General features: G+C 72.3%; 20 protein-coding genes and 1 pseudogene. 10 read left to right on the top strand and 11 right to left on the bottom strand.

Annotation, left to right across the window (positions count from 1 at the left end; genetic code table 11):
- Position 1: 1 nt before the first annotated feature.
- From ABZX22_RS29815 to purU, 4 genes and pseudogenes are all read left to right on the top strand, one after another.
- Positions 2 to 910, top strand: coding sequence for a LysR family transcriptional regulator (locus ABZX22_RS29815; RefSeq protein ID WP_354914944.1), 909 nt, complete (start codon positions 2 to 4; stop codon positions 908 to 910).
- Positions 883 to 1,416: pseudogene (locus ABZX22_RS29810) on the top strand (FAD-dependent oxidoreductase); the annotation flags it as partial. The gene ABZX22_RS29815 and the pseudogene ABZX22_RS29810, both read left to right, overlap by 28 nt.
- 70 nt (positions 1,417 to 1,486) lie before the next feature.
- A complete protein-coding gene (locus tag ABZX22_RS29805; RefSeq protein ID WP_354914941.1) occupies positions 1,487 to 2,734 on the top strand; it encodes a glycine cleavage T C-terminal barrel domain-containing protein in 1,248 nt (415 codons plus the stop codon).
- Positions 2,731 to 3,579, top strand: a complete 849-nt coding sequence (purU, locus tag ABZX22_RS29800) for a formyltetrahydrofolate deformylase (RefSeq protein WP_354914938.1) — start codon at positions 2,731 to 2,733, stop codon at positions 3,577 to 3,579. The genes ABZX22_RS29805 and purU overlap by 4 nt, the downstream gene beginning before the upstream one ends.
- A gap of 109 nt (positions 3,580 to 3,688) precedes the next feature.
- Here the strand turns inward: purU and ABZX22_RS29795 are convergent, their stop codons facing one another.
- The 3 genes from ABZX22_RS29795 to ABZX22_RS29785 form a co-directional block, all read right to left on the bottom strand.
- Positions 3,689 to 4,021, bottom strand: a complete 333-nt coding sequence (locus ABZX22_RS29795) for a VOC family protein (RefSeq protein ID WP_354914935.1) — start codon at positions 4,019 to 4,021, stop codon at positions 3,689 to 3,691.
- On the bottom strand, positions 4,018 to 4,845 hold the full coding sequence (locus ABZX22_RS29790) for a helix-turn-helix domain-containing protein (RefSeq protein WP_354914933.1): 828 nt from the start codon (positions 4,843 to 4,845) through the stop codon (positions 4,018 to 4,020). Before ABZX22_RS29790 ends, ABZX22_RS29795 begins: the two co-directional genes overlap by 4 nt.
- Positions 4,846 to 4,917: 72 nt before the next feature.
- Entirely contained in the window at positions 4,918 to 6,954 is a 2,037-nt protein-coding gene (locus ABZX22_RS29785; RefSeq protein ID WP_354914930.1) for a prolyl oligopeptidase family serine peptidase, read from the bottom strand.
- 254 nt (positions 6,955 to 7,208) lie between these two features.
- Here ABZX22_RS29785 and ABZX22_RS29780 point away from each other — a divergent pair, with 254 nt between their 5' ends.
- On the top strand, positions 7,209 to 7,718 hold the full coding sequence (locus ABZX22_RS29780; protein ID WP_354914927.1) for an HNH endonuclease: 510 nt from the start codon (positions 7,209 to 7,211) through the stop codon (positions 7,716 to 7,718).
- An 18-nt stretch (positions 7,719 to 7,736) separates the two neighbouring features.
- On the opposite strand, the gene ABZX22_RS29775 is transcribed toward ABZX22_RS29780, so the two are convergent.
- Genes ABZX22_RS29775 through ABZX22_RS29765 form a run of 3 tightly spaced genes read right to left on the bottom strand, consistent with a single transcriptional unit; the run spans position 7,737 to position 9,831 of the window.
- A complete protein-coding gene (locus ABZX22_RS29775; RefSeq protein ID WP_354914924.1) occupies positions 7,737 to 8,096 on the bottom strand; it encodes a DUF5130 family protein in 360 nt (119 codons plus the stop codon).
- A 5-nt stretch (positions 8,097 to 8,101) separates the two neighbouring features.
- Positions 8,102 to 8,389: a hypothetical protein gene (locus ABZX22_RS29770; RefSeq protein ID WP_354914921.1), complete on the bottom strand. Its 288-nt coding sequence runs from the start codon at positions 8,387 to 8,389 to the stop codon at positions 8,102 to 8,104.
- 41 nt (positions 8,390 to 8,430) lie between these two features.
- On the bottom strand, positions 8,431 to 9,831 hold the full coding sequence (locus tag ABZX22_RS29765) for an amidase (protein ID WP_354914919.1): 1,401 nt from the start codon (positions 9,829 to 9,831) through the stop codon (positions 8,431 to 8,433).
- A gap of 194 nt (positions 9,832 to 10,025) precedes the next feature.
- Here ABZX22_RS29765 and ABZX22_RS29760 point away from each other — a divergent pair, with 194 nt between their 5' ends.
- Together ABZX22_RS29760 and ilvD are read left to right on the top strand one after the other, a co-directional pair.
- A complete protein-coding gene (locus ABZX22_RS29760; RefSeq protein ID WP_354914916.1) occupies positions 10,026 to 10,802 on the top strand; it encodes a nuclease-related domain-containing protein in 777 nt (258 codons plus the stop codon).
- Between the two features lie 144 nt (positions 10,803 to 10,946).
- Complete coding sequence (gene ilvD, locus ABZX22_RS29755; protein ID WP_354914913.1) at positions 10,947 to 12,785, top strand: dihydroxy-acid dehydratase; 1,839 nt, start codon at positions 10,947 to 10,949, stop codon at positions 12,783 to 12,785.
- Positions 12,786 to 13,014: 229 nt separating this feature from the next.
- On the opposite strand, the gene ABZX22_RS29750 is transcribed toward ilvD, so the two are convergent.
- A complete protein-coding gene (locus ABZX22_RS29750) occupies positions 13,015 to 13,248 on the bottom strand; it encodes a hypothetical protein (protein WP_354914911.1) in 234 nt (77 codons plus the stop codon).
- Positions 13,249 to 13,317: 69 nt separating this feature from the next.
- On the opposite strand from ABZX22_RS29750, the gene ABZX22_RS29745 reads away from it, so the two are divergent.
- From ABZX22_RS29745 to ABZX22_RS29735, 3 genes are all read left to right on the top strand, one after another.
- Complete coding sequence (locus ABZX22_RS29745) at positions 13,318 to 13,803, top strand: WYL domain-containing protein (protein ID WP_354914909.1); 486 nt, start codon at positions 13,318 to 13,320, stop codon at positions 13,801 to 13,803.
- 246 nt (positions 13,804 to 14,049) lie between these two features.
- Positions 14,050 to 14,649: a GNAT family N-acetyltransferase gene (locus tag ABZX22_RS29740; protein ID WP_354915195.1), complete on the top strand. Its 600-nt coding sequence runs from the start codon at positions 14,050 to 14,052 to the stop codon at positions 14,647 to 14,649.
- A 119-nt stretch (positions 14,650 to 14,768) separates the two neighbouring features.
- Entirely contained in the window at positions 14,769 to 15,668 is a 900-nt protein-coding gene (locus ABZX22_RS29735; RefSeq protein ID WP_354914907.1) for a serine hydrolase, read from the top strand.
- Positions 15,669 to 15,695: 27 nt separating this feature from the next.
- Here ABZX22_RS29735 and ABZX22_RS29730 read toward each other — a convergent pair whose 3' ends face one another.
- The 4 genes from ABZX22_RS29730 to ABZX22_RS29715 form a co-directional block, all read right to left on the bottom strand.
- Positions 15,696 to 15,899: a zinc ribbon domain-containing protein gene (locus ABZX22_RS29730; protein WP_354914905.1), complete on the bottom strand. Its 204-nt coding sequence runs from the start codon at positions 15,897 to 15,899 to the stop codon at positions 15,696 to 15,698.
- Between the two features lie 4 nt (positions 15,900 to 15,903).
- Positions 15,904 to 16,728: a GNAT family N-acetyltransferase gene (locus ABZX22_RS29725; RefSeq protein WP_354914903.1), complete on the bottom strand. Its 825-nt coding sequence runs from the start codon at positions 16,726 to 16,728 to the stop codon at positions 15,904 to 15,906.
- 9 nt (positions 16,729 to 16,737) lie between these two features.
- Positions 16,738 to 17,700 carry a hypothetical protein gene (locus ABZX22_RS29720; protein ID WP_354914901.1) on the bottom strand — a complete coding sequence of 321 codons (963 nt, stop codon included), beginning with the start codon at positions 17,698 to 17,700 and terminating at the stop codon, positions 16,738 to 16,740.
- Between the two features lie 127 nt (positions 17,701 to 17,827).
- Entirely contained in the window at positions 17,828 to 19,270 is a 1,443-nt protein-coding gene (locus tag ABZX22_RS29715; RefSeq protein ID WP_354914899.1) for a serine/threonine-protein kinase, read from the bottom strand.
- Positions 19,271 to 19,419: the final 149 nt, after the last annotated feature.

Below are 19,419 nucleotides of genomic sequence, written 5' to 3'. Positions count from 1 at the left end.
CATGCAGCTCAACCTGCACCGGCTGTGGATCTTCATGACGGTGGTGGAGTGCGGTGGTTTCTCGGCCGCGGCACAGAAGCTCTACCTGAGCCAGCCGTCGGTGTCGCACCAGGTCAGGCAGCTTGAGCAGGCGTTGCGCGTCACGCTGATCGACCGCAGCGGCGCGCGGATCAGGCTCACGCCCGAGGGCGAGGTCATGCTGGAGTACGCCAGGCGCGTCTTCCTGCTCGCCGACGAGGCGGTGGCCGCCATCCGGCAGGTCTCGGGCCTGCAGGCCGGCAAGCTGGTCGCCGGCGGCACCACCACGGTCGGCACCTACCTGCTGCCGCCGCTGCTGGCCGCCTTCCGCGACCGCCATCCGGGCATCGAGATCGGCATCCGGGTCGGCAACGGCCAGCAGGTCGAGCGCGGGCTGGTGGACGGCGAGATCGGCGTCGCCGTCCTGGCCGGCCAGCCTTCGGCGCCGCAGTTGGTCAGCGAGCCGATCCTGGAGGACAGGCTCGTCGTGATCACCGAGCCGGGCCACCACCTGTCCAGGAGCGGTACGGCGGAGCGGGCCGCGCTGGCCGAGGAGCTCTTCCTCATCCGCGAGCCCGGCTCATCCACGCGTGAGCTGCAGGAACAGGCGATGGAGACGTGGGGCCTCGACAAGAGGACAGAGATCTGGGGCCCCGAGACGATCAAGCAGGCGGTCGCCGCGGGGCTCGGCGTCTCGCTGGTGTCGGAGCACTGCGTGGAGCAGGAGCTCGCCGACGGGCGGCTGGCCGCGGTGGAGGTCACTCCCGCGCCCAGGCCCCGCCCGATCGTGCTGGCCCACCGCCGCGACCGGCTGCTGGGCCCCGCCGAACAGGCTTTCATCGCCATGCTGCGCTCGGTGCGCACATGGCCCAGGTTGAGGAGCGTTTCTTGAGGAGCCGGGCGCAGGTCGTCATCGTCGGCGGTGGCATCGTCGGCTGCAGCGTGGCCAACCATCTGGCCGAGCTGGGCTGGAGCGACGTCGTCGTGCTGGAGCAGGGTCAGCTGTCGTGCGGCACCACCTGGCACGCGGCAGGACTGGTCGGACAGCTGCGCAGTACCGAGAGCATGACCAGGCTGATCAGGTACAGCACCGACCTGTACGCCCGCCTGGAGAGGGAGACGGGGTTCGGCACCGGCTGGAAGCGCTGCGGCAGCGTCAGCGTCGCCCGCACCCCCGAGCGGATGACCCAGCTCAGAAGGACGGCGGCGCAGGCCCGCGCCTACGGCATCGCCGCCGAGGTCGTCACCGCCAGGGAGGCGGGCGAGCTGTGGCCGGTCATGCGCACCGACGACCTGGTCGGCGGCGTGTGGCTGCCGGGCGACGGCAAGGCCAACCCCTCCGACCTCACCCAGGCCCTGGCCCGCGGAGCCCAGCGGCGCGGCGTGGAGGTCGTCGAACGCGCCAGGGTCACCGGCACCGTCGTCAGGGACGGGCGGGTGCGCGGGCAGGGCGCTGGCGGAGTGGATCGTGAACGGCCAGCCGACCAGCGACCTGTGGCCTGCCGACCTGCGCAGGTTCGCGCGCTGGGCGGGCAACGACACCTGGCTGCGCGAGCGGGTCACCGAGACGCTGGGCCTGCACTACGCCATGGCCTGGCCCAACAGGGAGCCGGAGACCGCCCGGCCGCTGCGCCGCTCTCCCGTGCACCACCTGCTGGCCGCGTCGGGCGCCTGCTTCGGCGCCAAGATGGGCTGGGAGCGGGTCAACTACTTCGGGCCGGCCGCGCCGTACACCTTCGGCAGGCCGGGATGGCAGGAGACGGTCGACGCGGAGGTCGGCGCCTGCAGGAGCGAGGCGGCGCTGTTCGACCAGACGTCGTTCGCCAAGTTCACGCTGAAGGGCCCGGAGGCCACCGCGGCGCTGCAGTGGCTGTGCACGGCGGACGTCGACGTGGAGGTCGGCCGGGTCGTCTACACGGGCATGCTCAACGACAGGGGCGGTTACGAGAGCGACCTGACGGTGACCAGGGTGTCGGCCGACGAGTACCTCATCGTCACGGGGTCGGCGCAGGCCACGCGCGACTTCGACCACATCTCCAGGGGCATCGGCGAGCGGCGGGCGGTCCTGGTGGACGTCACCAGCGCCTACGCCGTCTTCGGCCTCATGGGGCCCGAGTCCAGGAACATCCTGCGCACGGTGTCGAAGGCGGAGCTGGGGGAGTTCGGCACCTCGCGGCTGATCGACCTCGGCCACGCCACCGTCCGGGCCAGCCGCGTCACCTACGTCGGCGAGCTGGGCTGGGAGCTCTACGTGCCGGCCGAGTTCGCGGTCACCGTCTACGAGACGCTGCTCGCGACGGGCATCAGGCAGGCAGGCCACTACGCGATCGAGGCCATGCGCCTGGAGAAGGGCTACCGGGCGTGGGGCCGCGAGCTCGGCCCCGACGTCACCCCGGCCGCGGCGGGCCTGCTGTTCACCTGCAAGAAGAGCGCCCCCTTCCGGGGCATGGACCGGATCCACGACGCGCGCGGGACGATCGTGTCGATCACCACGGAGGCGCGTCTGTGGGGAGGTGAATCACTGCTCGCGGACGGCGAGCCGGTCGGCTACGTCACCTCCGCCGCCCACGGTCCCACCATCGGCAGGACCGTGGCGCTCGGCTTCGTGACGGGCACACCGGCCAAGGCCGAGGTGGACTGCGCGGGAGAGAGGTACCCTGCCCAGATCAGCCGCAAGGCGCCCTACGATCCCACCTCCGCGAGAGTCAAGGTATGAACGCCGAGTACGTCCTGACGTTGTCCTGCCCCGACCGCCCCGGGGTGGTCGCCGCCGTGTCTGGTCTGCTGGCCAGAAGCGGCTGCAACATCACCGAGAGCCAGCAGTTCGGCGACCAGGCCGCCGCGCGGTTCTTCATGCGGGTGCAGTTCAGGGCGGGCCTGCCGCACGACGAGCTGAGCGCCGCCTTCGCCACGCTGGCGCCCGAGTGGGGCATGGAGTTCAAGCTGCGCGACCTCGCGGTGAAGCCGCGGGTGCTCATCCTGGTCAGCAGGTTCGGCCACTGCCTGAACGACCTGCTCTACCGGGTCCGCTCGGGGCTGCTCGACATCGAGATCGTCGCCGTCGCCTCCAACCATCCCGACCTGCGGCCGCTCACCCAGTCGTACGGGATCGACTACCACCACCTGCCGGTCACCCCGGAGACCAAGCCGAAGCAGGAGGCGGAGATCCTCGCACTGGTCGAGCACTACCAGGTGGAGCTGGTGGTGCTCGCCCGCTACATGCAGGTGCTGTCGGCCGACCTGTGCGAGAAGCTGGCCGGCCGGGCGATCAACATCCACCACTCGTTCCTGCCGTCGTTCAAGGGCGCCAAGCCGTACCACCAGGCGCACGACCGCGGGGTGAAGCTGATCGGCGCGACCGCCCACTACGTCACGTCCGACCTGGACGAGGGGCCGATCATCGAGCAGGAGGTGGCGCGCGTCAACCACAGCCACACGCCGGACGACCTGGTCGCCATGGGCCGGGACGTCGAGTGCGTCGCGCTGGCGCGCGCCGTCCGGTGGCACGCCGAGCAGCGGGTGCTGCTCGACGGCCACAAGACCATCGTCTTCCCCCGCTGATCCCTGCCGTACGGCAGGCCGGGCCACGGCCACCGTCCCTCACCGGTGGCCGCCCGTCCGTCACGCGTGCTCCAGCGGGACTCCGGCGGGCCGTGCGGACGAGGCGAGGTCAGGGCCGATAGGTGCCGAAGAACCAGAGGTTGCCCTCGGGGTCCTTGCACGCGTACTCCCTGGACCCGTAGGGCTGGTCCGTCAGCTCCATGGTGACGACGGCGCCCGCGGCCACCGCCTTGTCGTGGTGCGCGTCGGGGTCGTCGACGGCGACGTAGACGCCCGGACCGCCGGGCGTGCCCCGCCCGAGCATGATGATGTCGTCGCCGACCAGGATCTCGGCGTGGTCCTTCATCACCTCGTGCGGCTCGAACCCGAAGGCCGCGGTCAGGAAGTCGACGGCGGCCCGGACGTCCTGGTAGCGGGCGAGCGCGAAAACGGTTCTCGTCATGAGAACGAGTCTGTGCCCGCGCCCGCCGGGTGTCTTGGACGAATCTGACCGGGCGTGGCGCCGGCCATCGCGCGGAACTCCCGGTTCATGTGGGGCTGGTCGTAGAAGCCGCACGCCGCCGCCACGCCGGCGAGGTCGGCCCCCGAGCGGAGCAGGCTCATCGCCCGCTCGAAGCGGATCACCCTGGCCGCCGCCTTCGGGGTCAGGCCCACGTGGTCGCGGAAGCGGGCCACGAGGTGGCGGTGGCTCCAGCCGAGCGATCCCGCCAGCCCTGTGACGCCGGCCGTTCCGGACGACTCGACCAGGCGATCCCACGCCCACACCACGCGGGGGTCGGGCGGCGGGGCGGCCAGGATGCGGGCCTGCAGCAGCGCCTCGGCGGCCGCGAGACGGCCGGGCCACGAGGCGAGCTCGCCGAGCCTTTCGACCGCCGCGGGACCCCACGCGGGCAGCAGGTCGTCGACCGGCACCACGAGGTTCGCCAGCCCGCTCATCGGCACGCCGAACAGGCGGCGCGCCCCGAACGGGGTGAGCAGGACCTCCACGCCCTCCGTCGGCGCGGTCATCCTGGTCACGGTGTAGCGGTCGCCGAGGCCGCCCACGAACGAGGTGAGGAGCGCGCCGTCGACCTCCATGGGGGCGCCGAAGGCGAGGATCAGCACCACGCCGGGTGTCGCCACCTCGGTGCGGGTCACCGGATGGTCGTAGCGTTCGCTGTAGGCCCACAGCCGTGTGACGTAGGGGCGCAGGGCGGGGCCTGGCGTGCGCTCGATCGCGGTGAGAACCGGCACCGCCGGGGCGCGGCCGGCCGCCGTCCCGTCCATGCCCCGACCATACCCGGCCGTCCCGGCGTTCGCCCTTCCCCCGAAGGCGCGCGCCCCCGGGGGAAGAGACCGTCAGAGGCCGGTGTGGCGGGCCAGGAAGGTCAGCTGGTCGGCGGCCAGGTCGACGGTCCTGCTCACCGACCGGGCGCCGTGCCCCACCTCGGTCTCGTTGCGCAGCAGGATCGGCGCGCCACCCGCCTGGGCCTGCTGCAGCGCCGCGCACATCTTCCACGCGTGCAGCGGGTGCACCCTGGTGTCGGACTGGAAGACGGTGAACAGCGTCGCCGGGTAGGTGACGCCCTCGCGCACGTGGTGGTAGGGCGAGTAGGCCCACAGCCAGGGGAACTCCGCCGGATCCTCGGCCGAGCCGTACTCGACGTTCCACGTCGCGCCGAGCCCGAACAGCTCGTAGCGGATCATGTCGAGCAGCGGCGCCGAGCACGCCACGGCCGCGTAGAGGTCGGGCCGCTGGGTGAGGGCGGCGCCGACCAGCAGGCCGCCGTTGGACCCGCCCGAGATGGCCAGCTGCGCGGAGGTGGTGACGCCGGTGGCGATCAGGTGCTCGGCGGCGGCGTGGAAGTCGTCGAAGACGTTCTGCTTGTTGGCGAGCATGCCGGCGCGGTGCCAGTCCTCGCCCTCCTCACCGCCGCCGCGCAGGCCCGCGATCGCGTAGACGCCGCCCGCCTCGACCCAGGTCAGGATGGAGGCGGAGTAGCCGGGCGTCATCGAGATGCCGAAGCCGCCGTAGCCGTTCAGGATCGTCGGGCGCGGCCCCTCGCGGTCGACCGGCTCGATCACCAGCATGTGGACCTCGGTGCCGTCCTTGGACCGGTAGACCACCTGCGAGGTCTTGACCGGCGGCACCTCGACCGCGCCCGGGGAGGCGGCCCACAACGTGGTCTCGCCGGTGCGGGCGTCGTAGCGCTGGATGGTCGGCGGCGTGGTGTTGTCGGTGTAGCCGAACCACGCCTCGTGGCCGCCCTCAGGTCGCTCGGAGATCCCGCCGATCGTGCCGAGGCCGGGGGTGGGCACCTCGCCGATCCGCTCGCCGCTCGCCAGGTCGTGCACGGTGATCTCGCTGATCGCGTGACGGGTCCAGCCGACCAGCATGACCGGCCGCTCGAGGTCGTCGAGGATGGCGAAGTCGGTCAGCACCGCCTCCGGGTCCTCGGGGATGAGGTCGGTCCAGACCGACGGGGCGGCGGGGTCGGCGACGCAGACCCGCGCGCGCGGCGCGTCGCGGTCGGTGTGGACGTACAGGCGCCCGTCGCGGCCGAAGACCAGCCCGGTCTGGGCGTCGACGCCCTCCTGGACCACGGTCAGCTCGGGCCGCTCGGCGGGGGAGGCGGTCAGGTCGGCCACCCACAGGTCGTTGCGCGGCGCCGTGCCCTCGGCGGCGGAGATCTGCAGCCAGCGGCCGTCGCGGGAGACCGACACGCCGTAGTAGTTGGTCATCTTCATGCCGTCGCCGAAGATCATCACGTCGTCCTCCGTGGAGGTGCCGACGCGGTGCAGGTAGACGCGGCGGTGGAACTGCGACTCGCCCTCGGGCACCTCGGTGCTCGGCAGGCGGCGCACGTAGTAGAACGCCTCGCCGCCGGGCAGCCAGGCGACGGGGGAGTAGCGGCACCGGTCGATCGGGCCCTCGACCCGCCGGCCCGTCGCCACGTCGACGATGTAGAGCGAGGACTCCTCGTCGCCGCCGACCGAGATCTGGTACGCCAGCAGGCGCCCCTCCTTGTCGGGCTGCACCGCGTCGAGCGTGGTCAGCCCCGAGGAGTCGATGGCCATCGGGTCGATCAGCGCGCGCTCGGTGCCGTCGGCGTCGACGACGTAGTAGACGGCGTGCTCCTGGTCAGGTGTGCGCCGGGAGAAGAAGTGGCGCTCGCCCCGCCACACGGGCACGCCCACCGAGCCGGACCGGAGCAGCTCGGCGATGCGCTCCTTGAACCGCTGCGGCTGGACCTGCGACCGGAACAGTTCCTCCTGCGCCAGCAGCCAGCCCTTCACCTCCGGATCGTCGGAGTCCTCGAGCCATCGGTAGGGGTCGGGCACGGGCGTGCCGTGCAGGTTCTCGACGACGTCGTCTCGGCGAGCTGCTGGGTACATGTCTGAACCCTACCTGTGACGCGTAAAGCCCGAGTAGACCGGGCATATATGACATCGCGCGTCCCTTTGGTCATCAGTAATGGGTGGCGGGGGCATGCCGTAAACGCCAGACTTGGTGAAGGACGGTGCCGTGGTGACCATCCGTTGGACCGTCCGGCGGAGGTCCACGTGACGGAAGCGACCGGGTCCCAGGAGGGACCGCCAACAGGGGTCATGGCCCCTCTGATACCCCTGCGTCGGGGGGTGGCCCCCTGATGCGCCAAGTACTCCTGCTCAACGCCACCTACGAGCCACTGACCACGCTGTCGCTGCACCGAGCAGTCGTGCTGGTGCTGAGGGAGAAGGCCGACGTCGTCCACCGTGACGGCAGGGGAGCGGTGCTGCGCTCCGCCACCTGTACGGTGGACGTCCCGTCGGTGATCAGGCTCAGAAGATATGTCCGTATTCCTTACCGGTCTCGCATCCCCCTGACACGGGCGGCGCTCATGCGTCGTGACGACTTCCGCTGCGCCTACTGCGGGCAGCGGGCCGAGACCATCGACCACGTCATCCCCCGTTCGCGGGGCGGCACCCACACGTGGGAGAACTGCGTCGCCTCGTGCATGCCGTGCAACCACAGGAAGGCCGACAAGTTCCTGGAGGAGCTGGGGTGGACGCTGCGCGTCGCCCCCGCGGTGCCAAGGGGCGCCCACTGGCGGCTCATCGGCGCCCAGCTCGTCGGCGATCCCCAGTGGGCGCCCTACCTGTCCGAGACGGCGGCCTAGCGGCGGCGCGCCGCCGGCTCAGCGTCGCGTGGCCTGCTCGGCCAGGGTGTTGATCCCGTAGAGCAGGCCACCGGCGAGGTCGCCGGCGCTGAAGGCGGTGGCCATCGACATGGCGGCCAGCCTGCACGCCCCGTCGGACAGCCGCCGCCTGGCGTTCTCGCCCGTGACGATCTCCAGGCCGCGGCCCTCGGGGTCGATGAGGATGAGCACCGCGTCAGGCGACTCCTCACCCATCGCGGCGTGCAGGCGCTCGGCGAAGTGGCGCCTGCCGTCCGCGGAGGCGCCGAGGAAGGCGCTGAAGCGCAGCCCGCTGCGCCGTTCGGCGTGCTGCAGCGCCGTGCGGACGTCGTCGGCCTGGGCGGGCGTGAGCGTGCGCATCGCCGTCACCACCCCGCCGAGGCGCCGCCGACGCCTCTGGCCGGCTCGACGGTCTCGGCCTCGCCCACCCAGTCGACCTCGGGCGCGGGCGCCCAGTGGGCCCTGCGGTCGGCGAGCACCAGCCCCGAGGTGCTGACCCCGTGCTCGCTGTGCCCGGGGCCGCCCAGCCACACGACGCCGGGGGGCTCCCCCTTGGCCGTCCTGGACGGCAGCATGACCACCAGGCTGATCAGCAGAAACAGCCCGAGCGAGGTTCCGACGAGGAAACCGAAGATCTCCAGCGCGCTGTCCACACCTCGACGGTAAACCCGCCGCGACGCGCGGACCAGCCCCGTCACCAGACGGGCGGTCTCCGCCTGCCCCAGAAGCCGCCCCGGGCCGCCTCGACCTGCGCCGACAGCGAGATCAGCGTGCCCTCGCCGCCCACCCGTCCCGCCAGCATGACGCCGATCGGCAGGCCGTCGGCGTTCCAGTGCAGCGGGAGGTTGACGGCGGGCTGTCCGCTCACGTTGTAGACCGGCGGGAAGGGGGCGAAGCGCTTCATCCGCTCGAAGGTCTCCTCCGGGTCGCCGCCGTCCTCGAACCAGCCGACGGGGACGGGCGGCTGCGTGACCGTGGGCGTGAGCACCGCGTCGTAGGGGTCGGTCGCCATCAGCGCCATGCGCGTGGCCAGCTGCAGCGACGACTGCGCCTGCAGGAACGCGGGCGCCGGTACGGCGAAGCCGCGCTCGCGCAGCCACGCCGTCAGCGGGCGCAGCAGGTTCTGCCGGTCGAGCGCGACCGGGTGCATGCAGGCGAAGGTGAACCACATCGTGACGAACTGCGGCACCAGGTCGGGCCCGAACGGCGAGGCGATGTCGACGATCTCGTGCCCCAGCCCCTCCAGGGTCTTGCTCGCCGCCTCGTAGGCGGCCAGCACGTCGGGGTGCACCTCGGCCCCCTTCACGACGGGCGTCGCGTAGCGCGCGATCCGCAGGCGGCCAGGCTCCCTGGCCGCGCACTCGAGGAAGGTGCCCTCGTGCGGCGGGGCGAGGTAGAGGTCACCGGGGTTGTTGTGCGCCATCACGTCCAGCAGCGCCGCGGCGTCGGCCACGGTCCTGGCGATCGGCCCGTTGGTCGACAGCCCCGCCAGGTCCGGGATGATCGGGGCGAAGCTGATGCGGCCCCGCGTCGGCTTGATGCCGAACAAGCCGCAGACCGACGAGGGGATCCTGATCGACCCCGCGCCGTCGCTGCCGTGCGCGGCGGGCGCCAGCCCCGCCGCCACCGCGGCCGCCGCGCCGCCGCTCGACCCGCCCGCCGAGCGTGACAGGTCCCACGGGGTACGGCTGGGCGGCGACACGGCGGTCTCGGTGTAGCACGGCAGGCCGAACTCGGGTGTCGCGGTCTTGCCGAGCATGACGGTGCCGGCGTCGCGCAGCCGCTCCACGACCGTGTCGTCGACGGGCGCGACGAAGTCCTCGTAGGTCGCCGAGCCGAACCTGATCGGCACGTCCTTGACCAGGTTGAGATCCTTGATCGGGATCGGCACGCCGTACAGGGGGCCGTGCGGCTCGGTGAGCGCGCGCGCCTGGGCGAGCGCGCGCTCGGCCGTCACCGTGACATAGGCGCCGACCTGCGGGTCGATCCGCTCGATGCGCTCGAGGTAGTGTTCAACGATCTCAACTGGTGAGATTTCCCGGCGCCTGACGGCTTCCGCCTGCTCACGAGCGGTGAGATCATGTATGTGCGCCACGAACCGCAGAGTAGGCCGAGTTGTCTAGAGAAGAAAAGAGGTAGATACCCCGAATTCCGGTGGTAAACGCGGTGACGTGGGCCATAAAACTATGGACGCGCCAGCAGTAGGCACCGGCCGGGGCCTCGGCTACCGTTTGTAGCGTGGACTCCGCTAAGCAGCGCGAAGACGGTAACACTACGTCACCGATCTGGGTGAGTGACAGGCCTGCCGACGACGAGGGCACCGCCGCCGACCACTCCACACCCACCTCAACGTACGCGCCGGTCGAGCGCGCGTCCCTGCTCAGCCTGCTCCAGCAGCCCCGATTCCGGCATCTGCGCACCCGCGTCCTGATCGCCGTGGCCGCCGGCGTGGTGGTGGGCTTCCTCGCCGCCGACGTGCGCGTGGGCATCACCGCGGCCGTCCTCGCCGCGATCGCCGACACGGTCTACCGCGCCAGGTCGCACTCCACGGTGCCCGCGTGGCGGCGCTCCTCGGTCGCCGAGCGCAGGACCGAGGCGCAGCTGAAGCGGCTGGAGCGCAGCGGCTACCGCACCCTCCACGCCAGGGCGATCCCCGGCAGCGAGGCGCAGATCGACCATCTGGTCATCGGCCCGACGGGCGTCTACGCGGTCGACTCGGAGAAGTGGGACAAACGCCTGCCGGTGCGCGTGCAGATGGGCAAGAAGCTCTTCCACGGGCCCTTCGACATGAAGCCGCGCCTCACCGAGGCCAAGTGGGAGGCGACGCAGGCCAGCGAGCTGATCAGCAAGTCCTACGGCCGCGAGGTCACGGTCGTGGCGTCGCTGGCGATCTACGGCCCGCCCGTCCCCTGGAAGATCATGACGATCCGCGACGTGGACGTCTACGAGGGCGGCCGGGCGCGCAAGTGGATCACCAAGCGGGAGCGCGCCCTCACCGACGACGAGATCGAGCGGCTGTACCAGATCGCCGCCCAGGTGCTGCCGCCCCGCTACGGCGAGGGCTAGCGGGGCCGGCCGGAGCAAAGCCGCCGCACGCCGTGCGGCGGCTTTCGCACGGGCGGGCGGCTGTCCGGCCCGTGGACGCGCGTCTCAGTCACCGAGCGAGGGTCGTACCATGTGAAGACTCGCTAGTCGATGGGAGAAGCGCACATGCCCGCCCTCAGGTCTCGTACGGTCACGCACGGCAGGAACATGGTCGGCGCCCGGGCCCTGCTCCGGGCGACCGGTGTAGCCGGCAGCGACTTCGGCAAGCCCATCATCGCGGTGGCCAACAGCTTCACCCAGTTCGTGCCGGGTCACGTGCACCTGCGCGAGGTCGGCGAGGTCGTCGCCGGCGCGATCAGGGAGGCGGGGGCGATCCCGCGCGAGTTCAACACGATCGCCGTCGACGACGGCATCGCCATGGGCCACGGCGGCATGCTCTACTCCCTGCCCAGCCGGGAGCTGATCGCCGACGCCGTGGAGTACATGGTGAACGCGCACTGCGCCGACGCCCTGATCTGCGTCTCCAACTGCGACAAGATCACCCCCGGCATGCTGCTGGCCGCCTTCAGGCTGAACATCCCGACGATCTTCGTCTCCGGCGGGCCGATGGAGGCGGGCAAGACGCCCGGACGCAAGCTCGACCTGGTCGACCCGATGATCGCCGCGGCCGACGCGTCCGTCTCCGACGAGGAGCTCCTGGAGATGGAGGAGAACGCCTGCCCGACCTGCGGCTCCTGCTCGGGCATGTTCACCGCCAACTCCATGAACTGCCTGGCCGAGGCGATGGGCCTGGCGCTCCCCGGCAACGGCACCATCCTGGCCACGCACAAGGCGCGCAAGAGGCTCTTCGAGGACGCCGGTCGCCGCGTGGTCGAACTCGCCAAGCGCTACTACGACGGCGACGACGAGACGGTGCTGCCGCGCGCGATCGCCACCAAGGACTCCTTCGAGAACGCCATGGCGCTCGACGTGGCCATGGGCGGCTCCACCAACACGATCCTGCACATCCTGGCGGCCGCCCGCGAGGCCCAGGTCGACTTCGGGCTCAAGGAGATCAACGAGATCTCCCTGCGGGTGCCGTGCCTGTGCAAGGTCGCCCCGGCCACGAACAAGTACCACATCGAGGACGTCCACCGGGCCGGCGGCATCCCCGGCATCCTGGGGCAGCTCGACCGGGCGGGCCTGCTCCACCGCGACGTGCACACCGTCAACGGCGGCACGCTCGGTGAGGTCATCGCCGCTTGGGACCCCGTCTCGGAGGCCGTGCTGCCCGAGGCCGTCGAGCTGTGGCACGCCGCGCCGGGCAACGTCCGCACCGTCAAGCCGTACTCCCAGGACAACCGCTGGGACTCCCTCGACCTCGACAGGGCCGAGGGCTGCATCCGCGACCGGGAGCACGCCTACAGCAAGGACGGCGGCCTGGCCGTCCTCTACGGCAACATCTCCCGCGACGGCGCGGTGGTGAAGACCGCGGGCGTCGACGAGTCGATCTGGAGGTTCACCGGACCGGCCGTGGTGTTCGAGTCGCAGGAGGATGCCGTCGAAGGCATCCTCGGCGGCAGGGTCAAGGAGGGCGACGTGGTCGTCATCCGATACGAGGGCCCGAAGGGCGGCCCCGGCATGCAGGAGATGCTGTACCCGACCTCCTTCCTCAAGGGCAAGGGGCTCGGCAAGGCGTGCGCGCTGGTCACCGACGGGCGTTTCTCCGGCGGCACCTCGGGCCTGTCCATCGGCCACGCCTCCCCGGAGGCGGCGGAGGGCGGCGCGATCGCGCTGGTGGAAGACGGCGACCTCATCGAGATCGACATCCCCAACCGGCTCCTGGAGCTGCGGGTGCCGGAGGCCGAGCTGGCCCAGCGGCGCGAGCGGCTGCTGGCCGACCTGGGCGGCTACCGTCCGCGCGTGCGCCAGCGGCCGGTGAGCGTGGCGCTGCAGGCCTACGCCGCGATGACGACGTCCGCCTCGACGGGCGCCTCCCGGGACCTGTCCCAGCTGTCGCGCTGACACGCCTCCCGAACGGCCCGCGCCTCCTCGTGGTCGTCGCGACACCTCCGGATGAGGGGAACGCGGTGGGCTACCGCCGCCCGCCGAAATCCCAGTCGTGGACCTCGATGCCGGCGTAGCGGTCCACGGCCAGGAGGGCGCGTGCCGCATCCGGGGTCCGGCGCCCGGACCGGCAGCGCCGTACCCAGCCAGGTGGTGCCGTCGTCGGACAGCAGCGGCCCGTACGCGATCACCTCGTCCCGGTCGGGCGGCGGGACGAGGTCGGCAGCCTGCCCGCAGCCGAGGCCCAGCACCAGATACCGGTTGCCGCCGTCCCGGCCGCCGGGAAGTCCCACCTGGTGCGCCCCAGCACGTTGCGCCAGCGGCGCAACACCACGTCCCGGTACACACCGGCCTGGTAGTCGGGCTCGTCGAAGACGAACGCGCGCGCCCCGGCGGCATCCGGCAGGTCGACGATGTGCACGCTTCATCCGGATGCCGATAGCCGTACACTCTTTCGAAAATTGTCGGTGCCGTCCCGTACTCTCGGGGTATGACGACAGTCGTGAAGTCCTCCACGCGACCCCTGACGACCGCCGAGATCGCCGCCCTCGCCCTCTCCCTGGCGCACCTGGGATCGGGCCCGCAGGCCGTCACCGCGCGCCGCGGCCTGCGTCACGCGTTCGAGCACCTGGAGCTCGACGACGACGTCATCGCCACCACCCTCGCGACGCTCACCGATCCGCTGCCCGTGGAGGTGGCCTCCCGAGCCAGGGTGATCGCCGAGGCGATCACCAGCAGGCTCGTCATCCGCATCCACTACCGCGACGCCGGGGGCCACGTCACGATCCGTGACGTCGACCCGGTGACCTGCCTGGTCCACCGCGAATACTGGTACCTGGTCGGCGTGTGCCGGCTGCGTCGCGGGATCAGGGCGTTCCGGTTCGACCGCATCATCGCGGTGGAGCCGACGCTGACCCCCGCCCGGCCGCACCTGGCCGAACGATTCCTGCCGTTCCAGCGGCGCAAAGCCGCCTGACCCCGTCCCCCGCCCCACGGCGGCGGGGGACGCCATCCCACTGCAGTCTCCCGCCCCACGGCGGCGGGCGACGCCGTCCCACCTCGGTCTCCCGCCCCACTGCGGCGCGGGACGCCATCCCACCGCAGTCTCCCGGCCCCTCCCGGGGCGGGAGGCCGCGGCGCCCGGTTTCCCCGTGTCGAAGCGGGGCGGGGCCGCCGCGAGCTTCGTGTCCTCGCCGCGAACCGCGATACGGTTCCCCGTGTGATGCGGAGCGACGGGGCCGGGACGTTCCTGACCGATGAGCGGCTGGGTTCCTGCCGCGTGACCTTGTGTCCGATCACCGGCGACGACCAACGCGAGTTCCTCGACCTGGTCCACGCCAGCGCGGACCTGCACCGGCCGTGGATGGCACTGCCCACCACGCCGCAGGAGTTCCAGACCTATCTGCGGCGGTTCGACGACCCGGCGGCCGCCGAGGGACTGCTGGTCCGCGTGCGGGACACCGGCGCCGTCGCGGGCACCGTCAACATCAACAGCATCATCCGCGGACGCTTCCAGTGCGGCTCCCTCGGCTACGCGGCCTTCGCTCCCTCCGCCGGCCAGGGATACATGTCCGAAGGGCTCGGCCTGGTGCTGCGGTACGCGTTCGAGCACCTGCGACTCCACCGGCTGGAGGCCAACATCCAGCCGGACAACCAGGCTTCCCTGAAGCTCGTCCGGCGGCTCGGCTTCCGCATGGAGGGCTACTCGCCCGACCTGCTGTTCATCGACGGAGCCTGGCGCGACCACGAGCGGTGGGCCATCACCAGCACCATGACGGGCCATGTCCCCACCGGCCCGCACCCGACCCTGCCCCTCCGCTGACCACCCCCGGCCTGAGGGCGGGACCCGCTCAGGTCCCACGCCGTCGCCGTCCGGGACCTTGGGCGGCCCTTGACCTTCGGCAGCCACTGGCCTTGCCGGACGGCTGGCAGGCTCCCTGCATGCGTTTACGGGGCATCGTGCTCGTCGCCGTGCCGGCGATCCTCGCCGGCGGGTGCGCGCACGCCGACGCCGCGCGGTCGGCTCCTGCGCATCGGGCGGCGGAGACCGCGCCCTCCGCCGCCGAGCGCGACGCGGCCGAGCGCGACGCGGCCGGGTCGGCGCTGCCCGAGCAGGTGCGGCGCAGGCTGGACCGCTCGCTCACCGCCTACCTCGCCGGCCGCCCCGGCCGGTGCGCGGTGGCCGTCCATGACCGGACCACCGGCATCCGGTACGCCTTCCACGAGGACGAACCGTTCCCTCTGGCCAGCGTCGTGAAGGTGGACATCCTGCTCGCTCTCCTGCTGCGTGCCCAGAGCCAGGCGCGCGAGCTGACGGCCAGGGAACGGCGGCAGGCCGACCGGATGATCAGGCAGAGCGACAACGCCAGCGCCGAACGCCTGTACACCGCCATCGGCGGGCCGCGCGGCCTGGCCAGAGTCCTGTACGGGCTCGGCATCTCCCACACGATGCCCGGCTACAGCTGGGGCATGACCCTGAGCAGGCCGTCCGACCAGGTGAAGGTGCTCGACCGGCTGACCGGCCCGGCAGGACCGCTGGCGACCGGTCACCGCCGCTACGCCCTCGAGCTGATGTCGTCGGTCGTTCCCGCGCAGGCGTGGGGTGTCGGCGCGGCGGCGGGGCGGGGCCGGGTGGCGCTGAAGAACGGCTGGCTGCCCGTCGGCCTGCACGACGGCGGGTGGACCGTCAACAGCGTCGGCCGGCTCGCGCTGCCCGGCCACGACCTGCTCGTCGCGGTGCTGTCGGAGCGCAGCCCCGCCATGGACACGGGGGTCGAGACCGTCGAGCGGGTGGCCATGCTGGCCGTCCGCGCGTTCACGGGTGTCGAGTCGCCCGCATAGCGCGCCCCGGCGGGCGGCCGAGAGCGGTCAGGAGCAGCAGCCGCCGCCGCAGCACCCACCGCCGCCACCCGAGGGTGCGGTGGCGCCGCCGGTCACGGCGACCGTGGACAGCAGCTTGACCGTGTCGGTGTGGCCCTCGGGGCAGGCCGCGGGGTCGCCGGAGGCCGACATGGGGCGGGTGAGCTCGAACGTGGAACCGCAGGCGCGGCAGCGGAAGTCGTAACGCGGCATGGCTCTAGCGTACGGGGTCGAGCACGACGAAGGCGTAGTCGGACACCGGCTCGTAGCCGATGCTCTGGTAGATGGCGTTGCTGGTGGGGTTGCTCAGGTCGGTGAACAGCACGGTCATCGTGCACCGCTCGGCGAGCGCCACCTGGCTGGCGTAGGCGGTGACGGCGGAGCCGTACCCGCGGCGGCGGCTCGACGGCGGCGTGTAGACGGGCCCGATCCTGCACATTCCCGCCGCCTCCGGCGAGATGCCCGCGAACGAGACGGGCATCTCGCCGTCGATCCAGAGCAGCATGTCGCCCTGCTCGATGCGACGGTGGGTGCGCTCGGCCAGGTCGTCGCCGACGCGCAGGCCCGCCTCGACGGCGAAGGCCTCGTACCAGTTCACCACCAGGGGGAAGTCACCCAGGGTGGCGCGGCGCCCGTGACCGGTCACCTCCGGGACGGCCAGCGTGCCGAGCCGGTAGAGCCGCTCGTTGCGGCGGGGGGCGCGCTCGGTGGCTCCGGAGGCGTCGAGGAAGGCGTCGACCAGGTCGGCGGGCCCGGACACCTCCGGCGTCTCGACGCCGCGTGCGCGCAGCTCCCGGGCCAGCGGCGGCACCGCGGCCAGCGGCATGCGCGCCAGGTAGAGGGGGTGCGGAGCGGTACGGAACATCGCCCCGCTGACCTCGCCGTCCTCGCTCCACCAGCCGAACAGGTGCCGATCGCCCCACATGCCCATGCGTGTCCCCGCCAGGACGGTGAGCGGAACGGTGTTGGCCGCCGGGTCCGCCTTCAGGAAGGCCTCGGCGTGCGCGGCGTACTCGGCGGCGTCAGACGAGAAGTTCCACATGATCGTGGATCATGCCAGATCGTCGCAGGCCCTGAGCAGGCCGGCCACGTGCGCGCTCACGTCGCGCAGGAGCGTGGACGGCTCCAGCGGTGTTCCCGCGATGGCGGAGACGAGCGACGGCAGCCCGGGGATCGGGAAGCCGTCGTCGACCAGCGCGCGGGCGCCCACCTCGTTCTTGTCCAGGGCCAGGCGGCTGCGCTCCCACGCGTCGAGCACCTCCTCCGGGGAGGGGACGCCGAAGCCGTGACCGACGGGAGCGGCGTGGCGCAGCCGTACCAGCGGGGTCTCGGCGAACGCCAGCGCGGTGCGGGCCCGCACGTGCAGGTCCTCCTTCGCCTTCGGATCGATCCAGTCCATCGCCGAGCACGGGTTGCGGCAGGTGGCCACGCACACGGCCAGCGCGCCGGCCACCTGGCTGTGCTGCCGGTCGAAGTAGGCGCGCCAGCCCTCCGGCGGCTCGCCCGCCACCCGCAGCGTGCGGTTGGTGGCCGACTGCTCCGACTTGGTGTGGTCGCACTCCCTGTCGCCGATCACCCCGAACCTGCTGCCGGGCACGGTCAGCCCCTCCGGCCAGCGCGCGGGGTCTCCCGCGTGACCCAGCTGCGACTCGAAGGCCAGCAGCGGCAGGTACTCGCTGGTGATGTGCACGGCGGCGATCATCGGGCTCAGCTCGCGGCGGAACCACCTGATGGCGATGACCTCCAGCAGCAGGCCGTACGCGGGGCGCAGCGAGTCGAGCGCGCCCCTCGGCTGCTCGCGCGGGGTCTGCGGCATGTGGCAGTCGCGCGCCCTGCGGCGCAGATCGCTCGGTACGGCGGGCGCGCCCACCGCGAAGTCCTCGGCGTCCAGCGAGAGCAGGCGCTGGCCGAACTCGCAGACCTCGGCGATCTCCTCGGTCGGGGCCAACGCGCCGAGGTCGGCGAACGCGTAACGATTGGCCAGCGCGACGAGCAGATCACGAGTCGTTTCCACGTGATCACTCTCTCATGGGGTCGGCGGATGACAGGATCCGGAGGGTCGGGGACCCACGCCATCCACCCAACACCACCGCCGTGGCCGTCATCAAACCGGGCCCGGCCGCCGGTGTGCGGCGACGCCGTCAGGGACAGGGCGCCTTGATGCACTGGATGTCGCCGCCCGGCCCGGTCTGCGGGTCCGGTGTGGGCGGGTCGACGGTCGGCTCGGTGGTGGGCTCCTGCGGCTCGGCGGGCTTCGTCGGCTCCTGCGTCGGCGCGGCGGTCGGCTCGCGGGTCGGCTCGGCGGGCGGCGTGACCGGCGGTGTGACGGGGACGCTCGGCACGGACGAGGGCGGTGGCGCGGTGGCCGCCTGGTCGGGGCTAGGCGTGGGCCTGACCTTGCCGCCGACCGGAGGCACCCGGCCGGGCTCCTGCTTGATCGGCACCCGGGCCTGGATCGTGCGTCCCCCGACCGGCTCGGCCACGGGCAGTTCCTGCCGCACCCCGCCCGCGGGGACCGGCTGCCGGAACCATGTCCACCCGACGGCCGCCACCGCCGCGGCGAGGGCGGCCAGGGTGGCGCCCGTTATCACCAGCGCCCGCCGGCGACCGCGGCGCGGCCGGTCGGCGGGGAGCGTGCGGAGGTCGGCGCCGGGCTCGGCACCGGGGCCGACGGCTCCCGGTGCCGCCGCGCCCGCGGGTGGCGCCGCGGGCTCGGCGTCCTGGCCCCGGCCGCTGACCGGGCTGAGGTCGTCCATCGGGTGGGCGGCGGCGTGCCTGGCGGCGGCGGCCATGTCGGTGGCGCAGGCCCAGCGCATGGCCGGATCCTTCTCCAGCGCCCACATGACCAGCGCGCGCGACCCGGGAGGCACGTCGTCGGGAAGCGGCGGCACGGCGGCCCTGAGGTGCTTGAAGATGATCTGGACGGGGGTCTCGCCGTCGAAGGGCAGCTTGCCGGTCAGGCACTGGTAGGCCACCACGCCGAGGGCGTAGACGTCGACGGCGGGGGTGATGTCGCCCGCCGAGGCCTGCTCGGGTGCGCAGTAGCCGGCCGAGCACATCACGGTGCCGGTCGCGGTCAGCTGGCCGCCGGAGGCGGAGTGGGCGATGCCGAAGTCGGTGAGGGTGACGCTGCCGTCCGCCTTGATCATCAGGTTGGCGGGCTTGACGTCGCGGTGCACGATGCCGCGCTCGTGGGCCGCGGCCAGGGCGTCGGCCACCTCGGCGACCAGCCGCATGGTCTCGTCGGCCGTGAGCGCCGAGCGGCGCAGCAGCCGGTCGAGCGACTCGCCGTCGACGTACTCCATCACCAGGAAGCTCACCCGGCGCCCGTCGCCGAGCTCGCAGGTGCCGTAGTCGTAGACGTCGACCACGCCGGGGTGGGTGAGCGTGGCCATCGCCCTGGCCTCGTTCTGGAAGCGCTGGGCGAAGCGCGGGTCCTCCATGAGCGCCGGCAGGAGGACCTTCACCGCGACGGTACGGCCGAGCACGTCGTCGTCGGCACGCCAGACCTCGCCCATGCCGCCACCACCCAGCCTGGACAGCAGACGGTAGCGGCCGCTGAGTCTGGTCCCGGGTTCGAGCACCAGTCGAGGCTAACACCGCAGGTCCCGCGGCATCCGGGAAACGAGCGAGGGGGTAGGGCGTCGCACTGGGAACGGACGCCGCATACCCCACCAGATGCCGTCGAACCAGAGCGGCGCCCTCCAAGAGGGAGGTCGCCGCTGCGGAGAGG

It is taken from the genome of Nonomuraea sp. NPDC003804, from assembly GCF_040610675.1.
Lineage (GTDB): Bacteria > Actinomycetota > Actinomycetes > Streptosporangiales > Streptosporangiaceae > Nonomuraea.
Note: the sequence above shows the minus strand (reverse complement) of the source record. Positions and strands in the feature narration are given on the sequence as shown.

Coding starts and splice junctions, on each gene's coding strand:
- ABZX22_RS29815 (WP_354914944.1), top strand. CDS start 2: ATGCAGCTCAACCTGCACCGGCTGTGGATCTTCATGACGGTGGTGGAG.
- ABZX22_RS29735 (WP_354914907.1), top strand. CDS start 14,769: ATGCGTTTACGGGGCATCGTGCTCGTCGCCGTGCCGGCGATCCTCGCC.
- ABZX22_RS29730 (WP_354914905.1), bottom strand. CDS start 15,899: ATGCCGCGTTACGACTTCCGCTGCCGCGCCTGCGGTTCCACGTTCGAG.
- ABZX22_RS29725 (WP_354914903.1), bottom strand. CDS start 16,728: ATGTGGAACTTCTCGTCTGACGCCGCCGAGTACGCCGCGCACGCCGAG.
- ABZX22_RS29780 (WP_354914927.1), top strand. CDS start 7,209: ATGCGCCAAGTACTCCTGCTCAACGCCACCTACGAGCCACTGACCACG.
- ABZX22_RS29740 (WP_354915195.1), top strand. CDS start 14,050: ATGCGGAGCGACGGGGCCGGGACGTTCCTGACCGATGAGCGGCTGGGT.
- purU (WP_354914938.1), top strand. CDS start 2,731: ATGAACGCCGAGTACGTCCTGACGTTGTCCTGCCCCGACCGCCCCGGG.
- ABZX22_RS29795 (WP_354914935.1), bottom strand. CDS start 4,021: ATGACGAGAACCGTTTTCGCGCTCGCCCGCTACCAGGACGTCCGGGCC.
- ABZX22_RS29745 (WP_354914909.1), top strand. CDS start 13,318: ATGACGACAGTCGTGAAGTCCTCCACGCGACCCCTGACGACCGCCGAG.
- ilvD (WP_354914913.1), top strand. CDS start 10,947: ATGCCCGCCCTCAGGTCTCGTACGGTCACGCACGGCAGGAACATGGTC.
- ABZX22_RS29785 (WP_354914930.1), bottom strand. CDS start 6,954: ATGTACCCAGCAGCTCGCCGAGACGACGTCGTCGAGAACCTGCACGGC.
- ABZX22_RS29790 (WP_354914933.1), bottom strand. CDS start 4,845: ATGGACGGGACGGCGGCCGGCCGCGCCCCGGCGGTGCCGGTTCTCACC.
- ABZX22_RS29775 (WP_354914924.1), bottom strand. CDS start 8,096: ATGCGCACGCTCACGCCCGCCCAGGCCGACGACGTCCGCACGGCGCTG.